Below are 18,081 nucleotides of genomic sequence, written 5' to 3'. Positions count from 1 at the left end.
TTGCGATGCCCGGCAAGCTGAAATGCGGCGTGCCGGGCGCTCTCCTTGCTTCGGCCTGGCTTGCGGCCTGCGTCACCGCGCCTGCGAACGATTTCCGGTATGGCGAGGTGCTGTGCGAGAGCGGGGGGCTGGCGATATCGGCTGACTTTCCGTCAGGCGGGCAGCATGGCTGCACGGTCGGCGAGGATGGCGCGATTACGCTTTCGGTGATGGCGGAGACTTCGACCTCGGGTCCGATCAATCCGAGCCCGTGGTATGCCTTTGCCGTTGATGCCGCGCGGTCTGGGCCAGCTTCAGTAACGCTCGACTATAAGGATTATGAGCACCGCTATTCGCCCTGGCTGAGGGATGGGGACGGGACCTGGTCGAAGCTTGATGGTGCGGCGACGCAAGTCAGCGAAGACGAGCACCGGGCGGTCATCTCTTTCGACGCGGCGCGGGGCACGACTGTGGTGGCCGGCCATCCTTTGCTGACAGTGCAGGCGGCGCTGTCCTCGATGCGTGCCCTGGCCGTGGAGCATGGTTTTGATGAGGCCGTGTATGGCCGGTCGATGGAGGGGCGCGAGCTTTCTGCGTTCACCAAGGGCGCAAGCAATGCGGGAACGGTCATCATCGCGCTGACGCGCCAGCATCCGCCGGAGGTTACCGGTGCCAAGGGTTATCAGGCTTTCGTCGAGCACCTGCTGGAGACGGCGCCTGCCGGCTTCTGGGGCGATCATCTCCTGATCACGGTTCCGGTCGCCAATCCGGACGGGGTCGAGCATGGGCATTGGCGGCTGAATATGGGTGGGGTTGATCTCAACCGCGACTGGTACACGCAGGCCCAGCCGGAGATCGCGGCGCTGACAGCGTATCTGGAGCGAGAAGCGGGGGGCAGGCGGGTGCTGGCCTTCCTCGATTTTCATTCGACCTGGCGCACGCTGATCTATTCGCCGCCCTTCGAGAATGCGTCGCCGGATGCAGCGCTTCTGCCATTCCTGCAGGGGACGCTGGATGACCCGTCCTGCACGCAGCCGGAATGGATCTTCGGACATAATGAGACGAGCGGGACGTCGAAATCCTGGGCCCTGGCGACGCTTGGCGCGCCGGGGATCACGGTGGAGTTTGGTGATGACGAGGCCGAGGCGAACATCGCCTGTACGGCCGAGCAGATTGCAGAGTCACTCATCGAGTTTGCCCTGACGGACGCGAGCGCCGCGGACTGACAATCCTGAAATCGCAAGTAAAAAGCCGCGGCGGCAGCGCTGGCGGCCTTTGGCGATTCTGGCCGAGATTTACTTCGCATGTGCAATATTTTGCACGTCTGCATCCGGGTTTTCAGGCTTTTGCAATCACAAAAAATCACGTAAAAATAAAGCTATAATGGGTTTGTGGTAATTTTCCTTTCGAAAAGGGTTTGCCTCATTTGCGCAAATTTGCGATAGAGGGGCATGCGACGTTGATAAGCTCGCTGTCAGGGAGGAAATTATGGGTATTTCGAATTCGGTTCGAGGCCGCCTGCTCATGGGCGCTGCCACGGGTGTACTATTCTTCGCGAGCGCGCCCGCCATGGCGCAGGATGCTGACGATCCGGTCACGGTCGATCAGCCAGGTGATGAAGACGATACCGCGCGGCTGGGTACCGTGACGGTCAAAGGCATCAAGGGCTCGATCCAGAACTCTCTGAACACCAAGAAGAATGAGACCTCCATTGTCGAGGCGATTTCCGCCGAAGACATTGGCAAGCTGCCTGACCTTTCGATTGCCGACTCGCTGGCGCGCCTTCCGGGTGTGACGGCGCAGCGTGTGCGCGGCCGCTCGCAACAGATTTCCATTCGCGGTCTTGGCCCGGACTTCTCCCTCGCGCTCTGGAATGGCCGCGAAGTGGTGTCCGCCGGCAATAATCGCGGCGTCGAGTTTGACCAGTTCCCGTCCGAACTTGTCGCGCAGGGGGTGGTCTACAAGACGCCGGATGCACGGCTCGCGGCGACGGGTATTGCAGGCGCAGTGGACCTGCGCACCGTTCGCCCGCTGGACTATACCGAACGCAAGCTGAACTTCTCCGCCAAGTACAGCGTCAATGATAATGGCCAGCTCAATCCCGATGTGGATGATGATGGCTACCGGTTCTTCGGGTCGTATATCGACCAGAATGAAGCCGGCACGATTGGCTGGTCGCTGGCTGCCACGGTGCAGTCCAACCCGACGCAGTTCTTCTCCCGCGAGCTGAAGACCAATTCGGGGCAGACTTCCATCGACCCGGCGACGGGCCTTGTCTATCCGAGCGACAACCCGCGCACCGGTGTGGTTTCGCGCGATTTCGAGCGCACCTCGGTGGCAGGCGCGCTGGAATTCGAACCGAATAGCCGCTGGCACACGGCGATCGATGCCTTCTACACCGACACCGAAGATTCCGGCATCTTCCGCGGTGTCGAGACGCCGATTGCATCCTGGTCGACGGCGGACTTTGTCGGCACGGGCGGAAATTCAGGCTTTGCCGATGCGGCGGCCTATGAGGATGTCACGACCTTCCTGCGCACCGATACTGAAGGCAATACGGCCGAGATCTGGGCGTTCGGCCTCAACTCGTCCTATGAGCTTACGGACCGGCTGACCCTGATTGGCGACTATTCGCGCTCGACGCTGGAGCGCAATGACATCGATTACGAGTCCTATGCAGGCACTGGCTTTGCCGGAGCGGGGCCGACCGATACGCTGATCTTCGGCTTCCCGAATGATGGCGCGTACAACATCATCCATGGTCTCGACTATACCGATCCGGGCACAGTGCTGCTGACCGATCCGGGCGGCTGGGGCCAGGTCGGCTTCATCAAGCAGCCGAAGATCGATGATGAGCTCGACCAGCTGCGCCTCGAAGCCGAATATGATCTCGACAACAGCTTTATTTCCGGCCTGACGGGCGGTGTGTTGCTGACCAGTCGCGAGAAAAATTTCGACTCCAATGAGTCCTTCCTTCGTGCTGGCGATACATGGGTCAATGGCTCGCTCACCATCCCTGGCAACAAGATTGTTGGCAAGACGGATACAGGCGATATCGGGTTCGATATCATCGCCTATGACCCGTCCTCCTTCCTGCGCGACGGCACCTATAATGTGGAGAAGGCGACCTTCGACACAGAATGGCGCGTCGAGGAAGAGATCACCACGATCTATGCGATGGCCAATATCAACTCGGCGCTGGGCGACGTCCCGGTCCGCGGTAATGTCGGCCTGCAATATGTCGACACGACGCAAAAATCGAACGGCACGCTGAACTTCGGTGCGAACCAGTTCCTGCAGACGGTCGAGTATAGCTATGAGAACTGGCTGCCGAGCCTCAACCTCTCCTTTGAGGTGAAGCCGGACACCTTCATCCGGGCGGCGGCTGCGCAGACCGTAACGCGTCCGCGTCTCGACCAGATGGCGGCGAACCAGCAGCTCTCGACCAATCCGCAGGTCTGTATCGACACCGATTCCGACCAGCTGCCGGACACGGTCATCGCGCCGGTGACGCCAGCCAATACCTGCTTCGCGCTGGGCGGCGGCAACCCGTTCCTGGAGCCCTACAAGTCGACCAGTTTCGACCTTGCCTTCGAGAAGTATTTCGACGCCACGACGGCGATCTCGATTGCCCTGTTCCACAAGGAACTTGAGGACTGGGTGGTGGATAATCCGTCGCTGATCGATGGCACGCAGATCATCCGGTCTGGCGGTCTTGGTGATTTCCTCGATGCCAATCCGGACGTGGCGCTGACGCGTCTCAACGGCGTGGACAATTTCTCCGATGGCTCGATCACCGGTATCGAAGCGACGCTTCGCATGAACCTCGACAATTACCTGCCCGAAGACCTGGCCGGTTTTGGCTTCAATGCGAGCTACACCTATGCCGATGCCAGCATCGACGATGCGTCGGGCAGCGCAATCGACATTCCGGGCTATTCCGACACGGTCTGGTCAGGCGATGTCTATTACGAGAATCATGGCTTCCGCGCCCGGGTGAGCGCTCGCCACCGTTCCGGCTTCCTGTCGGAAGTGCCGCTGTTCGATGGGTCGCTCACCGGTGCGCAGGCGCAGGACGAGACGATTGTCGACCTGCAGGTTGGCTATGAGTGGGAGCACGGAGCGCTTGAAGGCTTCGGCGTGAATTTCGAGATCTTCAATCTCACCGACGAACCGTTCGTGACCGAGAACCAGACGGTCGACTCGAGTGTGACCTTCCCGAGCCGTCATGAACTCTACGGCACGACCTATAACATCACGGTGTCGAAGTCCTTTTAGACATCGATGATGTTTCCTCCCGGACTGGGCCTGTTCTCCTCAGGGAGGGCAGGCTCTTTCTGTTTGGGGGGAGCAGGCGTAGTCTGGTGAGGCGCAAGGCGAGTATAGGGTGAGCGGTGTGAAGGCTCAGCAGATCAGCAAGGTGGTGATTGTCGGCGGCGGGACCGCAGGCTGGATCACGGCGGCGGCGATGGCGCGGCTGCTGCCGTCTGCCATCGAGATCGTGCTGGTGGAATCCGACGCAATCGGAACGGTCGGCGTGGGCGAGGCGACCATTCCGCAGATCCGGCGGCTGAACGGCGTGCTCGGCCTTGATGAGGATGATTTCGTGCGCAAGACGCGCGCGACCTTCAAGCTGGGTATCGAGTTCAACAATTGGGGACGGCGCGGCGACAGCTATCTGCATACGTTCGGCGACCCAGGCATCAATCTCGCGAGCCTGTCGTTTCACCAGTACTGGCTGAAAGCGCGCGCAGAGGGCAGCGATGCCAGCCTCTGGGATTATTCGCTTCACCATAAAGTGGCGTATGCGAACAAGTTTGGACGGATGGAGCGGGTCGGCAATACGTCGATGACGGGGCTTGCCTATGCCTTCCATTTCGATGCCGGGCTTTATGCGGCCTATTTGCGCCACTATGCCGAGAAGGAAGGCGTCAAGCGCATCGAAGGCAAGATCAATGATGTCTCGCTCCATGGGGAAAGCGGCTTCATCAAGTCGGTCGGTCTGGAGAGCGGGCAACAGGTTTCGGGCGATCTCTTCATTGACTGTTCGGGCTTTCGCGGGCTGCTGATCAATGGCTCACTCGGCGTCGGGTATCAGGACTGGTCGAAATGGCTGCCGTGTAACAGGGCGGTCGCCGTGGGCAGCCAGCGCAAGAACCCGCTTGTTCCGTATACGAAGGCAACCGCGCATGGTGCGGGCTGGCAGTGGCGGATCCCGCTGCAGCATCGCACGGGCAATGGGCATGTGTTCTGCGACAGCTTCATCAGTGTCGATGAGGCGAGCGACATCCTGCTCGCAAACCTCGACGCTGAAGCAATTGGCGAGCCGCGTCCGCTCGGCTTCACGACGGGGCGGCGGGAGAAGTTCTGGAAGAAGAATTGCGTGTCCATCGGCCTGTCGAGCGGTTTCCTCGAGCCGCTGGAATCGACATCGATCCATCTCATCCAGTCGAACGTGTCGCGCCTGATCGAACTCTTCCCGTCAGCCGGGTTCGAGCCGGCCATCATTGAGGAATATAACCGTCAGGTCGCGCATGAATATGAGCTGGTGCGGGACTTCCTGATCCTGCATTACCACCTCACCGCACGCGACGATACCGAGTTCTGGCGCTATTGCGCGAACATGGATGTGCCCGACAGTTTGCGGGCCAAAATGGCGCTGTTCGAAGCGGGCGGGCGGCTCTGGAAGGATGCCGAGGATTTGTTCCGCGAGGCGAGCTGGGTGCAGGTCATGATCGGGCAGGGGCTGATGCCGAAGGGCTATCATGCCATGGCGGATCGACTGTCTTCCGACCAGCTTCAGCGCATGATGCGAGACCTCAAGGCGATCATCGCCAAGGCGGAAGGCTCACTTCCGTCGCATGCGGATTTTATAGCGGCTCATTGCAATGCCGACTTGCAATAGGTCTCGATGAATTGGCGGTGCTCCGGCATGGCGGTGACGGCATCATTCATGGCTTTGCGAACCTGCTGCATGCGTTGTTCGACCGGGACGGACGGGCGAAGGCCTGAGAGGGCGGGTGCGCGCTCAGGGTGGACGCCCTGGCCGATATAGACGGCAATCCAGCTCGGATTGTGGAACAGTTCGCGCTCATCCGAGACGATCATGCCGTGAGTGCGGAAATGGTCGATCTTGTATTGCAGGCGGTCGGGGATATTCATGTCCGCGCAATAGCGCCAGAAGGCGTCGTCACGCCGCTCGGTCGCCTTGTAATGCAGGATCAGGAAGTCGCGGATGCGCTCATATTCGGCGGCGGTGAGGGCGTTGTATTCATCGCGCAGCAGGGGCGACATGTCCTTTGCCGGGAACATGGCGAGCAGGCGCATGATGCCATACTGGATGAGGTGGAGGCTGGTCGATTCCAGCGGTTCCATGAAGCCAGCCGATAGCCCGATGGCGACGACATTCGCGTTCCAGAACTGCTTGCGCCGGCCAGTCTGGAAGCGGAGGTGTCGCGGCTCGGCGAGCGGTTCGCCCTCGATGGAGGAGAGGAGTTCGGCTTCCGCCTCTTCGGCTGAGAGGTGGTCGCTGCAATAGACATAGCCATTGCCGATGCGGTGCTGCAGCGGAATGCGCCACTGCCAGCCGGCTTTCTTTGCCGTAGACTTCGTGTACGGATCAATCGTGCCGCCCGGTTTGCATGGCACAGCGACGGCGCGGTTGCAGGGCAGCCAGTGTGACCAGTCCTCGAAGCCGGTTTTCAGTGTCTTTTCAATGAGGAGGCCGAAAAAGCCCGTGCAGTCGATAAAGAGGTCGCCACTTATTGTCTCGCCCGTCTCCATGCTGACGGACTGGATAAAGCCGGTTTCGCTGTCCTGCGCGGCGCCCGTCACCCGGCCTTCGATGCGGCGCACGCCGCGCGCCTCGGCATATTTGCGAAGATAGCGCGCATAGAGCGTCGCGTCGAAATGATAGGCATAGTCGAAGGTCGACTGGATGAGGCGTTTCTCGCGGGCCGGGTGCTGGAATTTTCCGGCGGCAGAGGCGGCCCAGGCCATGGAGTAATTGTCGAGGTCGCGCGTGCGCCCAGCGACAAATTCGCGGATCCAGTACTGGTAGAAGGGGACGTCATCGAACTCTGCGCCATACTGGCCGAAGGGGTGGAAATAGGCCTCGCCCTTGCGGTGCCAGTCGATGAACTGGATGCCGAGCTTGAAGGTGCCGCTGGTCTCTTTCAGGAAGGTCGCCTCGTCGATGCCGAGACGGGAATTGAAGTATTTGACGGGTGGGATGGTGGCCTCGCCGACCCCGACCGTGCCGATCTCCTCGGACTCGATGAGGGTGATCCTGCAGGCGCCCTGCGTCGCATTGGCGAGCGCTGCGGCGGTCATCCAGCCCGCTGAGCCGCCGCCGACGATGACGATGTCCTTTACCGGGTCCGGAGTCATGGGAAAGTCCTGCATGTTGAATGGGTGTGCGGGCCTGCCTGGCCTGCTATAGATCGCAGTGAATCGGCCAGCATCGAGGGCGTATGAGCGGCAAGATCACTCTTGAAGAGGCGCTGAAAAGCGGCGTTGTCCAGCTCGACAGACCGGGGGCCGAAGGCGAGCCGGTCGTGGTGATCGATGATTTTTCGCTGAACCCGGACGCCCTGCTGAGGCGCGGGCGCGAGGCGAGCTATGGCGAGGGCGGCAAGCACTATCCCGGCCAGCGCGCGCCAGCCCCGTCGGCCTACCTTCGCGAGCGGATGAACCTGCTGCAGGCTGTGCTGACGGAGGTGTTCGGGATGGATGGCGGGGCGAACCTTGTCGAGTGTAATTTCTCTATCGTGACGACGCCGCCGGACCGCCTGACCCCGATCCAGCGCCTGCCGCATTTTGACAGCACCGATCCCGGCTATCTCGCCCTGCTGCATTATCTTGGCGGGCCGGAAGAGGGCGGCACGAGCTTCTATCGCCACCGCGCAAGCCAGTTCGAGACGATCGACGCGTCGCGGCTTGATACCTATACCGGCATGCTGCAGGAAGAGGTGCGAGAATACGGGCTTCCCAAAAGACAGTACTTTTCTGGAACGGACCAGCAGTTCGAGAAGATTGGCGGCGTTGAGGCGCGGTTCAATCGCATGGTGATCTATCGCGGCTACAGGCTGCATTCGGGCGACATCGCGCAGCCTGAGCGCATCGGCGCACCGGATGCAGCGCCGAGGCTGACAATCAACACCTTCCTCGCGGCGAAAGCCTAGGGCGGCAACACTTCCCGTCATCGGTCGGTCGCATCCCGTGCGGCCTGCTGGGCGAGCAGGAGCGCGCCGCTGATCCCGGCATCATCGCCGAGAGCAGGCGGGACGATGTATTCCGAAAGGTCGCCCGATAGATCACCGCGGGAGACATAGCCGGCAAGGCGGTCTGCGGTCTGTTCGCGGATGGCATCGATAAGGCCCGGCGTCTTCATGACGCCGCCGCCAAAGATGATGCGGCCCGGCATATGGGTGAGGATGAGCGTCAGAGCGAGTTGCGAGAGATAGCTTGCTTCCAGCGCGATTTCGCCTTCGCCCATCTCGGAAAGCGGCCCGCCCCAGCGCGCGTCGATGGCCGGGCCGGAGGCGAGGCCTTCAAGGCAGTCGGCATGGAAGGGGCAGTGGCCGCCATATCTGTCATACGGGTCGCGGCGGACAGGAATGTGACCCATCTCGTAATGGCCTGTGCCGGTGCGAACGCGGCCTTCATGCACGATGCCTGCGCCTATGCCGGTGCCAACCGTGACATAGGCGAGCGTTTTCTTGTGCCTGCCCGCGCCATAGATGTATTCGGCGAGGCAGGCGCCGGAGACGTCGCTCTCGATGGCGAAGGGTGTCGTATAGGCCGCCATGGCCCTCACCCATGACGCGCCGGACCAGCCGGGCTTAGGCGTGTTGAGCACGTTGCCATAGGTCTTCGAGCGCCGGTCCGTGTCGACCGGGCCGAAGGCGGCGATGCCGATGGAGCGGATGTTTTTCTGATCGGCGAAGAAGTCCTGAATGTGGGCGAAGGTCTCCTCCGGGCTGGTCGTCGGGATTTCGATGCGCTCACGAATGTGGGCCGGGTGTTCTGCGACGGCGCAGACCATCTTGGTTCCGCCTGCCTCAATCCCTGCCAGCATCAGCCCTCCTGTCGCACAAACACCCTGTAGCTCCAGGCTGGCAGGGAAAGTTCGGTCGAGTTGCTGATCGTGAGCGCCTCGCCGGAAAAGTGCTCCCTATAGCTGCCAGCATACGGGCCATCGGTAAAGCGCGCCGTCCGGGCGGTGGACGAGAGGTTCATGACGACGAAGACGCCGCCATTCGCGTCGAGGCGGGTGAAGCTGAACACGTCTTCGGGGCTGGTGTTCACGACCGGGACCATGCGCGCGCCGGCCGCGCCATTGTGCAAGGCGGTGGTGGCGGTCTTGAGGTCTATCAGGGATCTGAACAGGTCTTCGATCGGGTGATCGCGCCAGGCGATCGGGTCCTTCTCGAAGAATTCGAGCTGCTTGGTGTTGTAGGCCTCCTGGCCATTATAGATGAGCGGAAGGCCCTCGCCGACAAAGGAGAGGACAATGGCGCTCTCATAGGCCGGGCCGTAGAAGGCGGGGGCGGCGGCGTCCCATGAATTCTGGTCGTGATTGGACGTGTAGGTCATGCGGTAGGCATCGTGCGGCCAGACGCTTTCATTGGTGGAGTAGTATCCGAACAGGGCGTCTGCGCGCGCTTCACCCTTGCCGATGGCGTGCATCGTATTCTTCCATTCCCAGGCATAGGAGGCGTCAAAGGCGCGGGCGTGAATGTCGCGCTGGTCGAACTCTCCCAGCATGAAAACCGGCTTGATGGTTTCAAGATCGGCGCGCACCTCCTCCCAGAAATCGAGCGGGATGTAGCCGGCGACGTCTGCGCGGTAGCCGTCAACGCCGACCTCCTCAACCCAGTAGCGCAGGGCCGCCGCCATGTAGGCGCGAAGCTCGGGGTTGGAATAGTCGAGGTCGATAATGTCGGACCAGTCCCACCAGCGGGTCGGCATGAAGTCGCCGTCCCAGTCGCGCTCATACCAGTGAGGATGCTGCTCCACGAGCGGATTGTCCCAGGCGGTGTGGTTGGCGACCCAGTCGAGGATGACGTGCATGCCCCGGGCATGGGCGGCGTCAATGAAGGATTTGAGATCGTCCAGCGTGCCGAATTCCGGGTTCACGCCGTAATAGTCTTTCACCGAATAGGGGCTGCCGAGCGTGCCTTTCCGGTTCTTTTCACCGATGGGGTGGATGGGCATCAGCCAGATGATGTCGACGCCGAGGTCAGCGAGGCGGTCGAGCTCAAGCTCGGCAGCGGCGAAGGTGCCTTCGGCTGTGAACTGGCGGGTGTTGAGCTGGTAGAGGACGGCGTCTCTGGCCCAGTCGGGATGGTCGAGCTGGACATAGGGTTCGGGTTGCCAGCGGTCTGTTGTTGGCGTTGCGGGGTCAGTGGCGCAGGCGGCGAGGGCGAGGGCCGCAAAGGTGGTGGCGAGGCGGATCATGCATCTGCTCCGAGCGGTTCGGGGGAGGCGTCTTCGGGTGCGTCGGAAACGAAGAGGACGGCGATGGCTGCGCAGGTAAAAGAAGCGGCTGCGATGGCGAACGCCCAGATCGGCTCATTGCCGAAGAAGGTGCGGAGCAGGAAGCCGAGCAGGGTCGCGGCGACGAGCTGCGGCACCACGATGAAGATGTTGAAGATGCCCATATAGACGCCCATTTTTTTTGCCGGGACGGAGCCTGCGAGAATGGCGTAAGGCACCGAGACGATGGCCGCCCAGGCGATGCCGACACCGATCATCGGGAGCGATAGCGGGGCCGGGTCCCGGATCAGGATCATGCCGGCAAAGCCGAGCGCGCCGAGCAGGAGGCAGACGGCGTGAAGGCGGCGCCGGTCAATCTGCGCGGCGAGCCAGATGATGGCGAGCGCAGCGGCGGCGGCGACGCCATTTCGGACAGCCCCCAGCAGGGCCCACCAGTTGCCAGCTTCCTGGAACAGGGCGGTGGACGGATCGGTCGCACCATAATGATGGTCAGCGACGGCGGGCGTGCCATAGATCCACATCGCGAAAAGACCGAACCATGAGAAGAACTGCACCACGGCGAGCTGGCGCATGGTGAGCGGCATGCGAAAGAGGTCTCCGACGACTTCCATGAAGCCGTTCTTGTCCTTGCCAGAGGAGCGCATCAGACCGGCGACGATCTGCACAAGGCCAAAGCCCGCAATGAGGGCGGCGAAGACGTAGAGGTCCTGCTTGAACTCGACATTGCCGAGCCAATTGAGCCAGTCCGGGCGCGGGTCGAGGCGGCCGAAATGGAAGAAGGCGGCAAGCGCCAGTCCGACGACGAGCCAGATCAGGCCGCCAGCAAAGAAGGCGCCTGAGCTGCGCGGCGGGGCAGTGTCGCCGGCGTCTTCGCCAAGGCCGAGCGCTTCGCGGCGGGCCGCTTCGAACTGTTCCATCTGTTCGGGCGAGTATTCGGGTGTGGTGAGCACCGTCACGAGGACGGCAAGGAACAGGGCCGCGCCACCGACATAGAAGGCGATGTGCACCGTCATCGGGATTTCGCCTTCGGGCGCGGTGTTGGCGACGCCGAACTCTGTCAGCAGCCAGGGCAGCGCGCCCGCCAGCACAGCGCCGACGCCGATGAAGAAGCTCTGCATCGCATAGCCCGTGGTGCGCTGCTCATCCGGCAGCATGTCGCCGACAAAGGCGCGCGTCGGCTCCATGGTGATGTTGAGGGAGGCGTCGAGGATCCAGAGCATGCCGGCGGCCATCCAGAGGGTCGGCGAGTTCGGCATGATGAAGAGCGCAAGGCTGGCGAGGATGGCACCTGCGAGGAAATAGGGACGGCGGCGTCCGAAGCGGCTCCAGGTCTTGTCGGAGAAGAAGCCGATAATGGGCTGGACGATGAGGCCAGTGAGCGGCGCGGCGATCCACAGGATGGCGAGCGAATCCATCTCCGCGCCGAGCGTCTGGAAGATGCGGCTCATATTGCCGTTCTGTAGGTCGAAGCCGATCTGGATGCCGAGGAATCCGAAACACATGTTCCAGATCTGGCCGAAACTCAGCCTGGGTTTCTGCATGATCAATCCTCCCCGGGCGGCTGCTTTCCTTTTGTGAAGGTCAGCCGGTGATCGTTTCTATCGTTTGCTGGGCATTTTCCCTAGCCGTGGTGCGGCGAAGGCAGATTGCCGAGATACGGTTTGTGGCATCAGTCCAAGCCGCTCTCTGCGACGAGGCGAACGGCAGCGCCGCCGCCACGGGCAAGCGGCAGGACCAGTTCGTCCCGTGCGGTGACGGCGCGGGTCTCGATGGTGACAGGATAGGGGTTCGTTTCCCAATCGGCATCGTCGCCGTCGCGGTAAATCTCGGCGCGGTAGGTGGTGCCTGCGTCAAGGAAGCCGAGCGGCACTGTCAGCGTGCGTGCGTCCTCATCCGTTACGGCGCCGATATACCAGTCGCGGCTGCCGCGTTCCTGGCGGGCCTGGACGAGATAGTCTCCGACCTCACCCATCAATGCGATGGAGTTTTCCCAGTCGGCGGGCACGTCGCGGATGAACTGGAAGGGCTCGGGATTGGCTTCGTAATTTTCGGGCAGGTCGGCGGCCATCTGCAGAGGGCTGTAGAGCGTCACATAGAGCGCGAGCTGCTTGGCGAGCGTGGTCTGGACGCGGTTCTCATTGTCAGGGCCGTTCGGCATCAGGTTGAAGATGCCGGGCGTATAGTCGGCCGGGCCGGACAGCATGCGTGTGAAGGGGATGATGGCCTGATGTTCGACCGGGTTGGGCGGGCTGCCCCAAGCATTGAACTCCATGCCGCGCACGCCTTCACGGCTAACGGCATTGGGGTAGGTGCGGCGCAGGCCGGTATCCTTGATGGGTTCATGCGCGTTGACCGCAATGCCATAGGCGTGCGCACGCTCAAGAACCTTGATGTCGTGGACGACGCGCTCCTGGCCGTCATGCCAGGCGTAGCGGCGGATGCCGTCCTCATCATGGATGACGAGGTCGCTGGCATCGGCGACATAACCCGTCTTCACGGCTTTCACGCCCATATCCTTATAGAGCTGGAAGGCGTCTTCGAGCTGGGCTTCATAGTTTGCGATATTGGCCGAGGTCTCATGGTGGCCGATCAGCTGGACGCCGATTTCGCGGCCATAATCGGTGATCGCCTTGATATCGAAGTCGGGATAGGGCTCGGCAAAGCGGAAGAGTTCGCCATTGTTGAACCAGTCGCCGTCCCAGCCAATGTTCCAGCCTTCGACGAGGACGCCGTCAAAGCCGTTCTCGGCGGCGAAATCCATGTAGCGCTTCGTGTTTTCAGTGGTCGCGCCATGCTTCGGGCCGGAGCCCCAGGTCATGGTGTTGATGTGCATGCCCCACCAGATGCCGATATACTTGCCCGGCTTGAAATAGGAGGTGTCGCCCAGCTTGTTCGGCTCATTGAGGTTGAGATAGATGTCCGACCCGTTGATCAGGCCCGCCGCGGTGTCGGCGATCTGGATCACGCGCCACGGCGTGTTGAAGGCGCCCTCGACATGGACTTTGCTGCCATCATGGCGCGGGGCGAGTTCTGCTTCGAGAACGCCGGCGCGGCGCTGGTCGAGCCACATGCCGGCATAGTTGACGAGCGCGGCTTCATGGATCGCGATATAGGGGCCATCGGCCTTGTCCAGCTTCACCGTATAGGGTGTGTGGACGCGGTAGATGTCGCGCACGGGCGTCGTCTCATAGATGTATTCATAGCGGTTGAATTCCCCTGCGGGGGTCCACCAGGACATGCCGTCCGGGGTGATGGAGAATTCGGTGATTTCGTCGACGAGGATGCGCGGGCCGGTGTCCGGCACTTCATAGCGGAAGCCGACGCCTGTATCGAAGACGCGGGCGCGGAGCGTGTAAGTGCGGCCCGAGTCATCATCAGCGGTGAAGGTGGCGGCAATTTCCTTGTGATGGTCGCGCACGAAGCGCTTCTCGCCCCAGGGCTGTTCCCAGGTCTCGTCCTTGCGGGTTTCTGTGCTGCGCGTGAGGCTCAGGCCCCGGTCGAGATCAAGTCCCCTGGCGAAGCGCAGGCCAAGTCTTGAGCGGGAGACAATCTCCTCGCCGTCGCGCGTGATGGAATAGAAAGGCTGGCCGCCATCAGAGCCGACCGTAAGCTCAATGCGTCCGTCCGGCGATGTCGTTTTCACCATGGACGTGTTGGCGTTCTGTGACGCTTGGGCGGCGGCCTGCTGTTGTAGTGGCGTGTCGCTGATCTGCGTGCAGGCAGCCATGATGAGGGCGGCGAGCCCGGCTGGAATCAGGCGGGTGAAAAAGTCGGGCTTCATGGTCGCATCTTCCCTGATGGTTTTTTGTCAGAGTGCGCTGCAAACTTTTGCAAGTCAATTCCAAAATTAGCGAAAGACCTGACCGGCAGTTTTGTGCGCCGCAATAAGTGGCGAGCCTGAAAATACCAATAGTAACAATAGAAGTGCGGTAATTGGAGAAATGTGTTTTCATGCAAATCTCTTCGTGATAGCTATGCAAAAAATTGCGGAACGTAAGATTCCGTGGCACAAGGCAGCGAGGGAGGAAAGGATGACGAGGATGCGGGTATCACCCCTGAGACCAGGCATGGTTGCCGCAGGCCTGCTGATGGCGGCCTGCGCGACACAGACCCAGGCGCAGCCTGCTTCCGGCCTTGCAGATTTTCAGGACCGCCTGCCGCAGGATGAGATCATCTATTTCGTGATGCCGGACCGCTTCGAGAATGGCGATCCATCAAATGACCGGGGCGGCATTGAAGGCGGCCGGCTCGATCATGGCTTTGACCCGACCGACAATGGCTTCTTCCATGGCGGCGACCTCAAGGGGCTCACCGACCGGCTGGATTATATCCAGGCGCTTGGGGCGACGGCGGTCTGGCTGACGCCGATCTTCGAGAACAAGCCGGTGCAGGGGCCGCCGGGCATGGAGTCGGCCGGGTATCATGGCTACTGGATCACCGATTTCCTGAATGTCGATCCACACATTGGCACGCGCGAGGATTTCAAGGCCTTCGTGGATGCTGCCCATGCGCGGGGAATGAAGGTCTATATGGACATCATCACCAATCACACAGCCGATGTGATCCAGTATCGCGAGTGCAGCGACCGGGCCTTGCCGGGCGAGGAAATGGGCGAGGCAGGGTGCGTCTATCGCAGTGTTGGCGCGTATCCGTGGACCAGCGAAGGCGGGCCGGAAGGGCCGCGCATCAATGACGGATTTGCGGGTGTGTCGGTCGAGACGTCAGAGAATTTCGCGAAGCTCGACAATCCGGACTGGGCCTATCACCCTTTCGTTCCGGACGAAGAAGCAGACGTGAAAAACCCGGCCTGGCTGAACGATACGCTGCTCTTTCACAATCGGGGCAATTCAGCCTTTGAGGGCGAAAGCTCCCGCATGGGGGATTTTGCGGGGCTGGATGACCTGATGACCGAAGACCCGCGCGTGGTTGAGGGCTTTATCGAGATCTACAAGCAGTGGATCACCGATTTCCGTGTCGACGGCTTCCGGATCGATACGGCCAAACATGTGAACCCGGAATTCTGGCAGGCCTTCTCACCGGCCATTGTCGAACATGCCCAAAGCCTTGGCATCGAGCATTTCCACGTCTTTGGCGAGGTCTACGAGTTCGATCCGGGCCACCTTGCGACCTATACGACGCGCGACAGTCTGCCATCGGTTCTCGACTTTGCGTTCCAGGGCACGGTGCGCGACCTTGTCGTGAACGGGGCACCGGCGCGAAACATGGAGCGGCTGTTCGAGGTCGACCATGCCTATGCGAACGGTGCGGCGACGGCGGCGATCCTGCCGACCTTCCTCGGCAATCACGATATGGGACGGTTTGCCGGATTCCTGCGCGTGGCCGACCCTGAGATGAGTGAGCAGGAAATGTTGGCGCGCACCGAGCTTGCGCACGCGATGCTGATGTTCTCGCGCGGTGTGCCGACGATCTATTATGGCGACGAGCAGGGTTTTGTGTCAGATGGCGGCGACCGTGGCGCGCGCGAGAACATGTTCGAGAGCCAGGTGGCGGACTATAATGACAATGTGCTGATCGGCACTGGGAAAACGACTGCCGACGACAATTTCGACACGGGCCATCCGCTGTTCGAGGCGATTGCGGGCATGGCCGCCATCCGTCAGGCGCATGAAGGGTTGCGCCGGGGAGAGCAGACTGTCCGTCATTCCGATCTTGATGGCGGACTCATCGTGATGTCGCGCATTCATGACGGCCGCGAATACCTGATTGCTTTCAATGCGGGCGAAGATGAGCGCCGCGAGCCGGTTGCTGTCTCGGCAGCGGCGTCCGAATGGGCATCGCTGCATGGCGAGTGTGCGGTGAGTGCGGCGGCGCCCGGAAGCTATGCGGTGCGGGTTGCGCCGCTCGATTACCTGATCTGTTTCAGCGACCTGGAGGAAAATGCCGGTGGATGAGTGTACCACAAAGCGGCCCGCAGAGGCTGAAGCGGCCAATGGCGTGCCGGATGCGAAGGATGCCCCGTGGTGGAAAGGCGCGACGATCTATCAGGTCTATCCGCGCAGCTTCCTCGATACGAATGGCGACGGCGTCGGTGACCTGCCGGGTATCATAAAGGGGCTTGATCATATCGCCTCGCTCGGCGTGGATGCGGTCTGGCTCTCGCCTTTCTTCACCTCGCCCATGGATGATTATGGCTATGATGTCGCTGACTATTGCGATGTCGACCCGATGTTCGGGACGCTGGAGGATTTCGACCGGCTGGTCTCGCGCGCCCATGAGCTTGGCCTCAAGGTCATTATCGACCAGGTCTATTCCCACACATCGCATGAACATGACTGGTTCAAGCAGAGCCGGGAGAACCGGACCAATCCGAAAGCGGACTGGTATGTCTGGGCCGATCCGAAGGCGGATGGGTCGCCACCCAACAATTGGCAGTCCGTCTTTGGCGGGCCGAGCTGGTCCTGGGATGCGCGGCGCCAGCAATATTATTTCCATAACTTCCTGCGCGAGCAGCCGCAGCTCAACGTGCACAATCCGGAGGTGCAGGATGCGCTGCTCGCGGCGGCGAAATTCTGGCTAGACCGGGGCGTGGATGGCTTCCGGCTCGATGCTATCAATTTCTCCATGCATGACCGGCAGCTGCGCGACAATCCACCGTCGAACATGCCGATGGAGAAGGTGACGCGGCCATTTGACCTGCAGCGCCATGTCTACAACATGTCTCAGCCGGAAGTGCCGCAATTCCTGGAGCGCATCCGCGCATTGCTCGACACGTATGACGGCATCTTCACGGTTGCCGAGATTGGCGGGCCGGACCCGATTTCGGAGATGAAGGCCTTCACCGAGGGCGAGAAGCGGTTGAACTCGGCGTATAATTTCGACTTTCTCTATGCGGAAAAGCTGGTGCCGGCGGCTGTGCAGGCATCGCTGAACCAGTGGGATGGCGGGCCGGATGAAGGCTGGCCGAGCTGGGCCTTCTCCAATCATGATGCGCCGCGCGCCGTGTCGCGATGGGCGTCAGCCGATGAACGCAAGCAGGCGGCCGATGCGCTGCTGCTCTTGCTGCTCGGCTTCCGAGGCAATGCTTTCATCTGGCAGGGCGAAGAGCTTGGCTTGCCGCAGGCGCATGTGCCGTTCGAGCTGCTGAAAGACCCCGAAGCGATTGCCAACTGGCCGCGCACGCTGGGCCGGGATGGCGCGCGCACGCCGATCCCGTGGAAAACGGGGGCGGCGCATGCCGGCTTTACCAGCGGCGATCCGTGGCTGCCGGTCGACCCGGCGCATGAGGCCTTGTCGGTTGCCGCGCAGGAGCGTGATCCCGGCTCGAGCCTGAATGTGACGCGATCGCTCATGAAGCTGCGCCAGTCGCTGCCGGTCCTGCGGCTGGGGCGCATGGCCTTTCTTGACGCACCGGACGGGATCGTTGCCTTCCGCCGCCAGTGGGGAAACCATTCGCTACTGTGCGTTCTCAATTGCGGTGAAACGCCAATTGACTACGTTCCCGAGGATGGCGCGGCCTATCGTGTTCTGGCAGATCAGACGGGCGCGGTTAACGGATTCGTTGCTCTGCCGGAGCAGATTGCGCGCTGGAGTGGCTATTGGGCTATTCCGAGAGATGAAGGCAGCCGGGGGGCATAAGCGCGT

At 61.5% G+C, this 18,081-nt stretch carries 11 protein-coding genes; 6 read left to right on the top strand and 5 right to left on the bottom strand.

Annotation, left to right across the window (positions count from 1 at the left end):
• The first annotated feature begins 5 nt into the window (after nt 1-5).
• The 3 genes from B8746_RS16645 (at nt 6) to B8746_RS16635 (ending at nt 5,884) form a co-directional block, all read left to right on the top strand.
• Nucleotides 6-1,205: a M14 family zinc carboxypeptidase gene (locus tag B8746_RS16645; protein ID WP_158084682.1), complete on the top strand. Its 1,200-nt coding sequence runs from the start codon at nt 6-8 to the stop codon at nt 1,203-1,205.
• A gap of 262 nt (nt 1,206-1,467) precedes the next feature.
• A complete protein-coding gene (locus B8746_RS16640; RefSeq protein WP_084394835.1) occupies nt 1,468-4,257 on the top strand; it encodes a TonB-dependent receptor in 2,790 nt (929 codons plus the stop codon).
• A gap of 118 nt (nt 4,258-4,375) precedes the next feature.
• A complete protein-coding gene (locus tag B8746_RS16635) occupies nt 4,376-5,884 on the top strand; it encodes a tryptophan halogenase family protein (RefSeq protein WP_095380906.1) in 1,509 nt (502 codons plus the stop codon).
• Here the strand turns inward: B8746_RS16635 and B8746_RS16630 are convergent.
• Nucleotides 5,860-7,368, bottom strand: a complete 1,509-nt coding sequence (locus tag B8746_RS16630) for a tryptophan halogenase family protein (protein WP_084394833.1) — start codon at nt 7,366-7,368, stop codon at nt 5,860-5,862. The two genes, B8746_RS16635 and B8746_RS16630, sit on opposite strands and share 25 nt — an antisense overlap.
• 83 nt (nt 7,369-7,451) lie before the next feature.
• On the opposite strand from B8746_RS16630, the gene B8746_RS16625 reads away from it, so the two are divergent.
• Entirely contained in the window at nt 7,452-8,162 is a 711-nt protein-coding gene (locus B8746_RS16625) for a DUF6445 family protein (protein ID WP_233124441.1), read from the top strand.
• A gap of 17 nt (nt 8,163-8,179) precedes the next feature.
• On the opposite strand, the gene B8746_RS16620 is transcribed toward B8746_RS16625, so the two are convergent.
• The 4 genes from B8746_RS16620 to B8746_RS16605 all read right to left on the bottom strand — a co-directional run bounded on the left by B8746_RS16620 (nt 8,180) and on the right by B8746_RS16605 (nt 14,125).
• Nucleotides 8,180-9,058: an ROK family protein gene (locus tag B8746_RS16620; RefSeq protein WP_084394832.1), complete on the bottom strand. Its 879-nt coding sequence runs from the start codon at nt 9,056-9,058 to the stop codon at nt 8,180-8,182.
• A complete protein-coding gene (locus B8746_RS16615) occupies nt 9,058-10,440 on the bottom strand; it encodes an alpha-amylase family glycosyl hydrolase (RefSeq protein ID WP_084394831.1) in 1,383 nt (460 codons plus the stop codon). Before B8746_RS16615 ends, B8746_RS16620 begins: the two co-directional genes overlap by 1 nt.
• Nucleotides 10,437-12,020 (bottom strand): MFS transporter, encoded by a 1,584-nt coding sequence (locus B8746_RS16610; protein WP_084394830.1) that lies wholly within the window; start codon nt 12,018-12,020, stop codon nt 10,437-10,439. Before B8746_RS16610 ends, B8746_RS16615 begins: the two co-directional genes overlap by 4 nt.
• 128 nt (nt 12,021-12,148) lie before the next feature.
• The gene (locus B8746_RS16605) at nt 12,149-14,125 is read right to left on the bottom strand and encodes a glycoside hydrolase family 97 protein (RefSeq protein ID WP_373289911.1); all 1,977 of its coding nucleotides are present in this window, start codon (nt 14,123-14,125) and stop codon (nt 12,149-12,151) included.
• 394 nt (nt 14,126-14,519) lie between these two features.
• Between B8746_RS16605 and B8746_RS16600 the strand changes: the two genes are divergently transcribed.
• Nucleotides 14,520-16,391 (top strand): alpha-amylase family glycosyl hydrolase, encoded by a 1,872-nt coding sequence (locus B8746_RS16600; RefSeq protein ID WP_095380903.1) that lies wholly within the window; start codon nt 14,520-14,522, stop codon nt 16,389-16,391.
• The gene (locus tag B8746_RS16595; RefSeq protein ID WP_084394828.1) at nt 16,378-18,075 is read left to right on the top strand and encodes an alpha-glucosidase; all 1,698 of its coding nucleotides are present in this window, start codon (nt 16,378-16,380) and stop codon (nt 18,073-18,075) included. The genes B8746_RS16600 and B8746_RS16595 overlap by 14 nt, the downstream gene beginning before the upstream one ends.
• The last annotated feature ends 6 nt before the right edge of the window (nt 18,076-18,081 follow it).

It is taken from the genome of Henriciella pelagia, from assembly GCF_002088945.1.
GTDB classification, from domain to species: domain Bacteria; phylum Pseudomonadota; class Alphaproteobacteria; order Caulobacterales; family Hyphomonadaceae; genus Henriciella; species Henriciella pelagia.
The sequence above is the reverse complement of the archived record's forward strand: the minus strand, read 5'-3'. Positions and strand labels throughout refer to the sequence as shown.

Excerpts from the sequence above, each read along its gene's own strand:
- B8746_RS16645 (WP_158084682.1), top strand. The coding sequence starts at position 6 with ATGCCCGGCAAGCTGAAATGCGGCGTGCCGGGCGCTCTCCTTGCTTCG.
- B8746_RS16640 (WP_084394835.1), top strand. The coding sequence starts at position 1,468 with ATGGGTATTTCGAATTCGGTTCGAGGCCGCCTGCTCATGGGCGCTGCC.
- B8746_RS16630 (WP_084394833.1), bottom strand. The coding sequence starts at position 7,368 with ATGACTCCGGACCCGGTAAAGGACATCGTCATCGTCGGCGGCGGCTCA.
- B8746_RS16625 (WP_233124441.1), top strand. The coding sequence starts at position 7,452 with ATGAGCGGCAAGATCACTCTTGAAGAGGCGCTGAAAAGCGGCGTTGTC.
- B8746_RS16620 (WP_084394832.1), bottom strand. The coding sequence starts at position 9,058 with ATGCTGGCAGGGATTGAGGCAGGCGGAACCAAGATGGTCTGCGCCGTC.
- B8746_RS16615 (WP_084394831.1), bottom strand. The coding sequence starts at position 10,440 with ATGATCCGCCTCGCCACCACCTTTGCGGCCCTCGCCCTCGCCGCCTGC.
- B8746_RS16610 (WP_084394830.1), bottom strand. The coding sequence starts at position 12,020 with ATGCAGAAACCCAGGCTGAGTTTCGGCCAGATCTGGAACATGTGTTTC.
- B8746_RS16605 (WP_373289911.1), bottom strand. The coding sequence starts at position 14,125 with ATGGTGAAAACGACATCGCCGGACGGACGCATTGAGCTTACGGTCGGC.
- B8746_RS16600 (WP_095380903.1), top strand. The coding sequence starts at position 14,520 with ATGCGGGTATCACCCCTGAGACCAGGCATGGTTGCCGCAGGCCTGCTG.
- B8746_RS16595 (WP_084394828.1), top strand. The coding sequence starts at position 16,378 with ATGCCGGTGGATGAGTGTACCACAAAGCGGCCCGCAGAGGCTGAAGCG.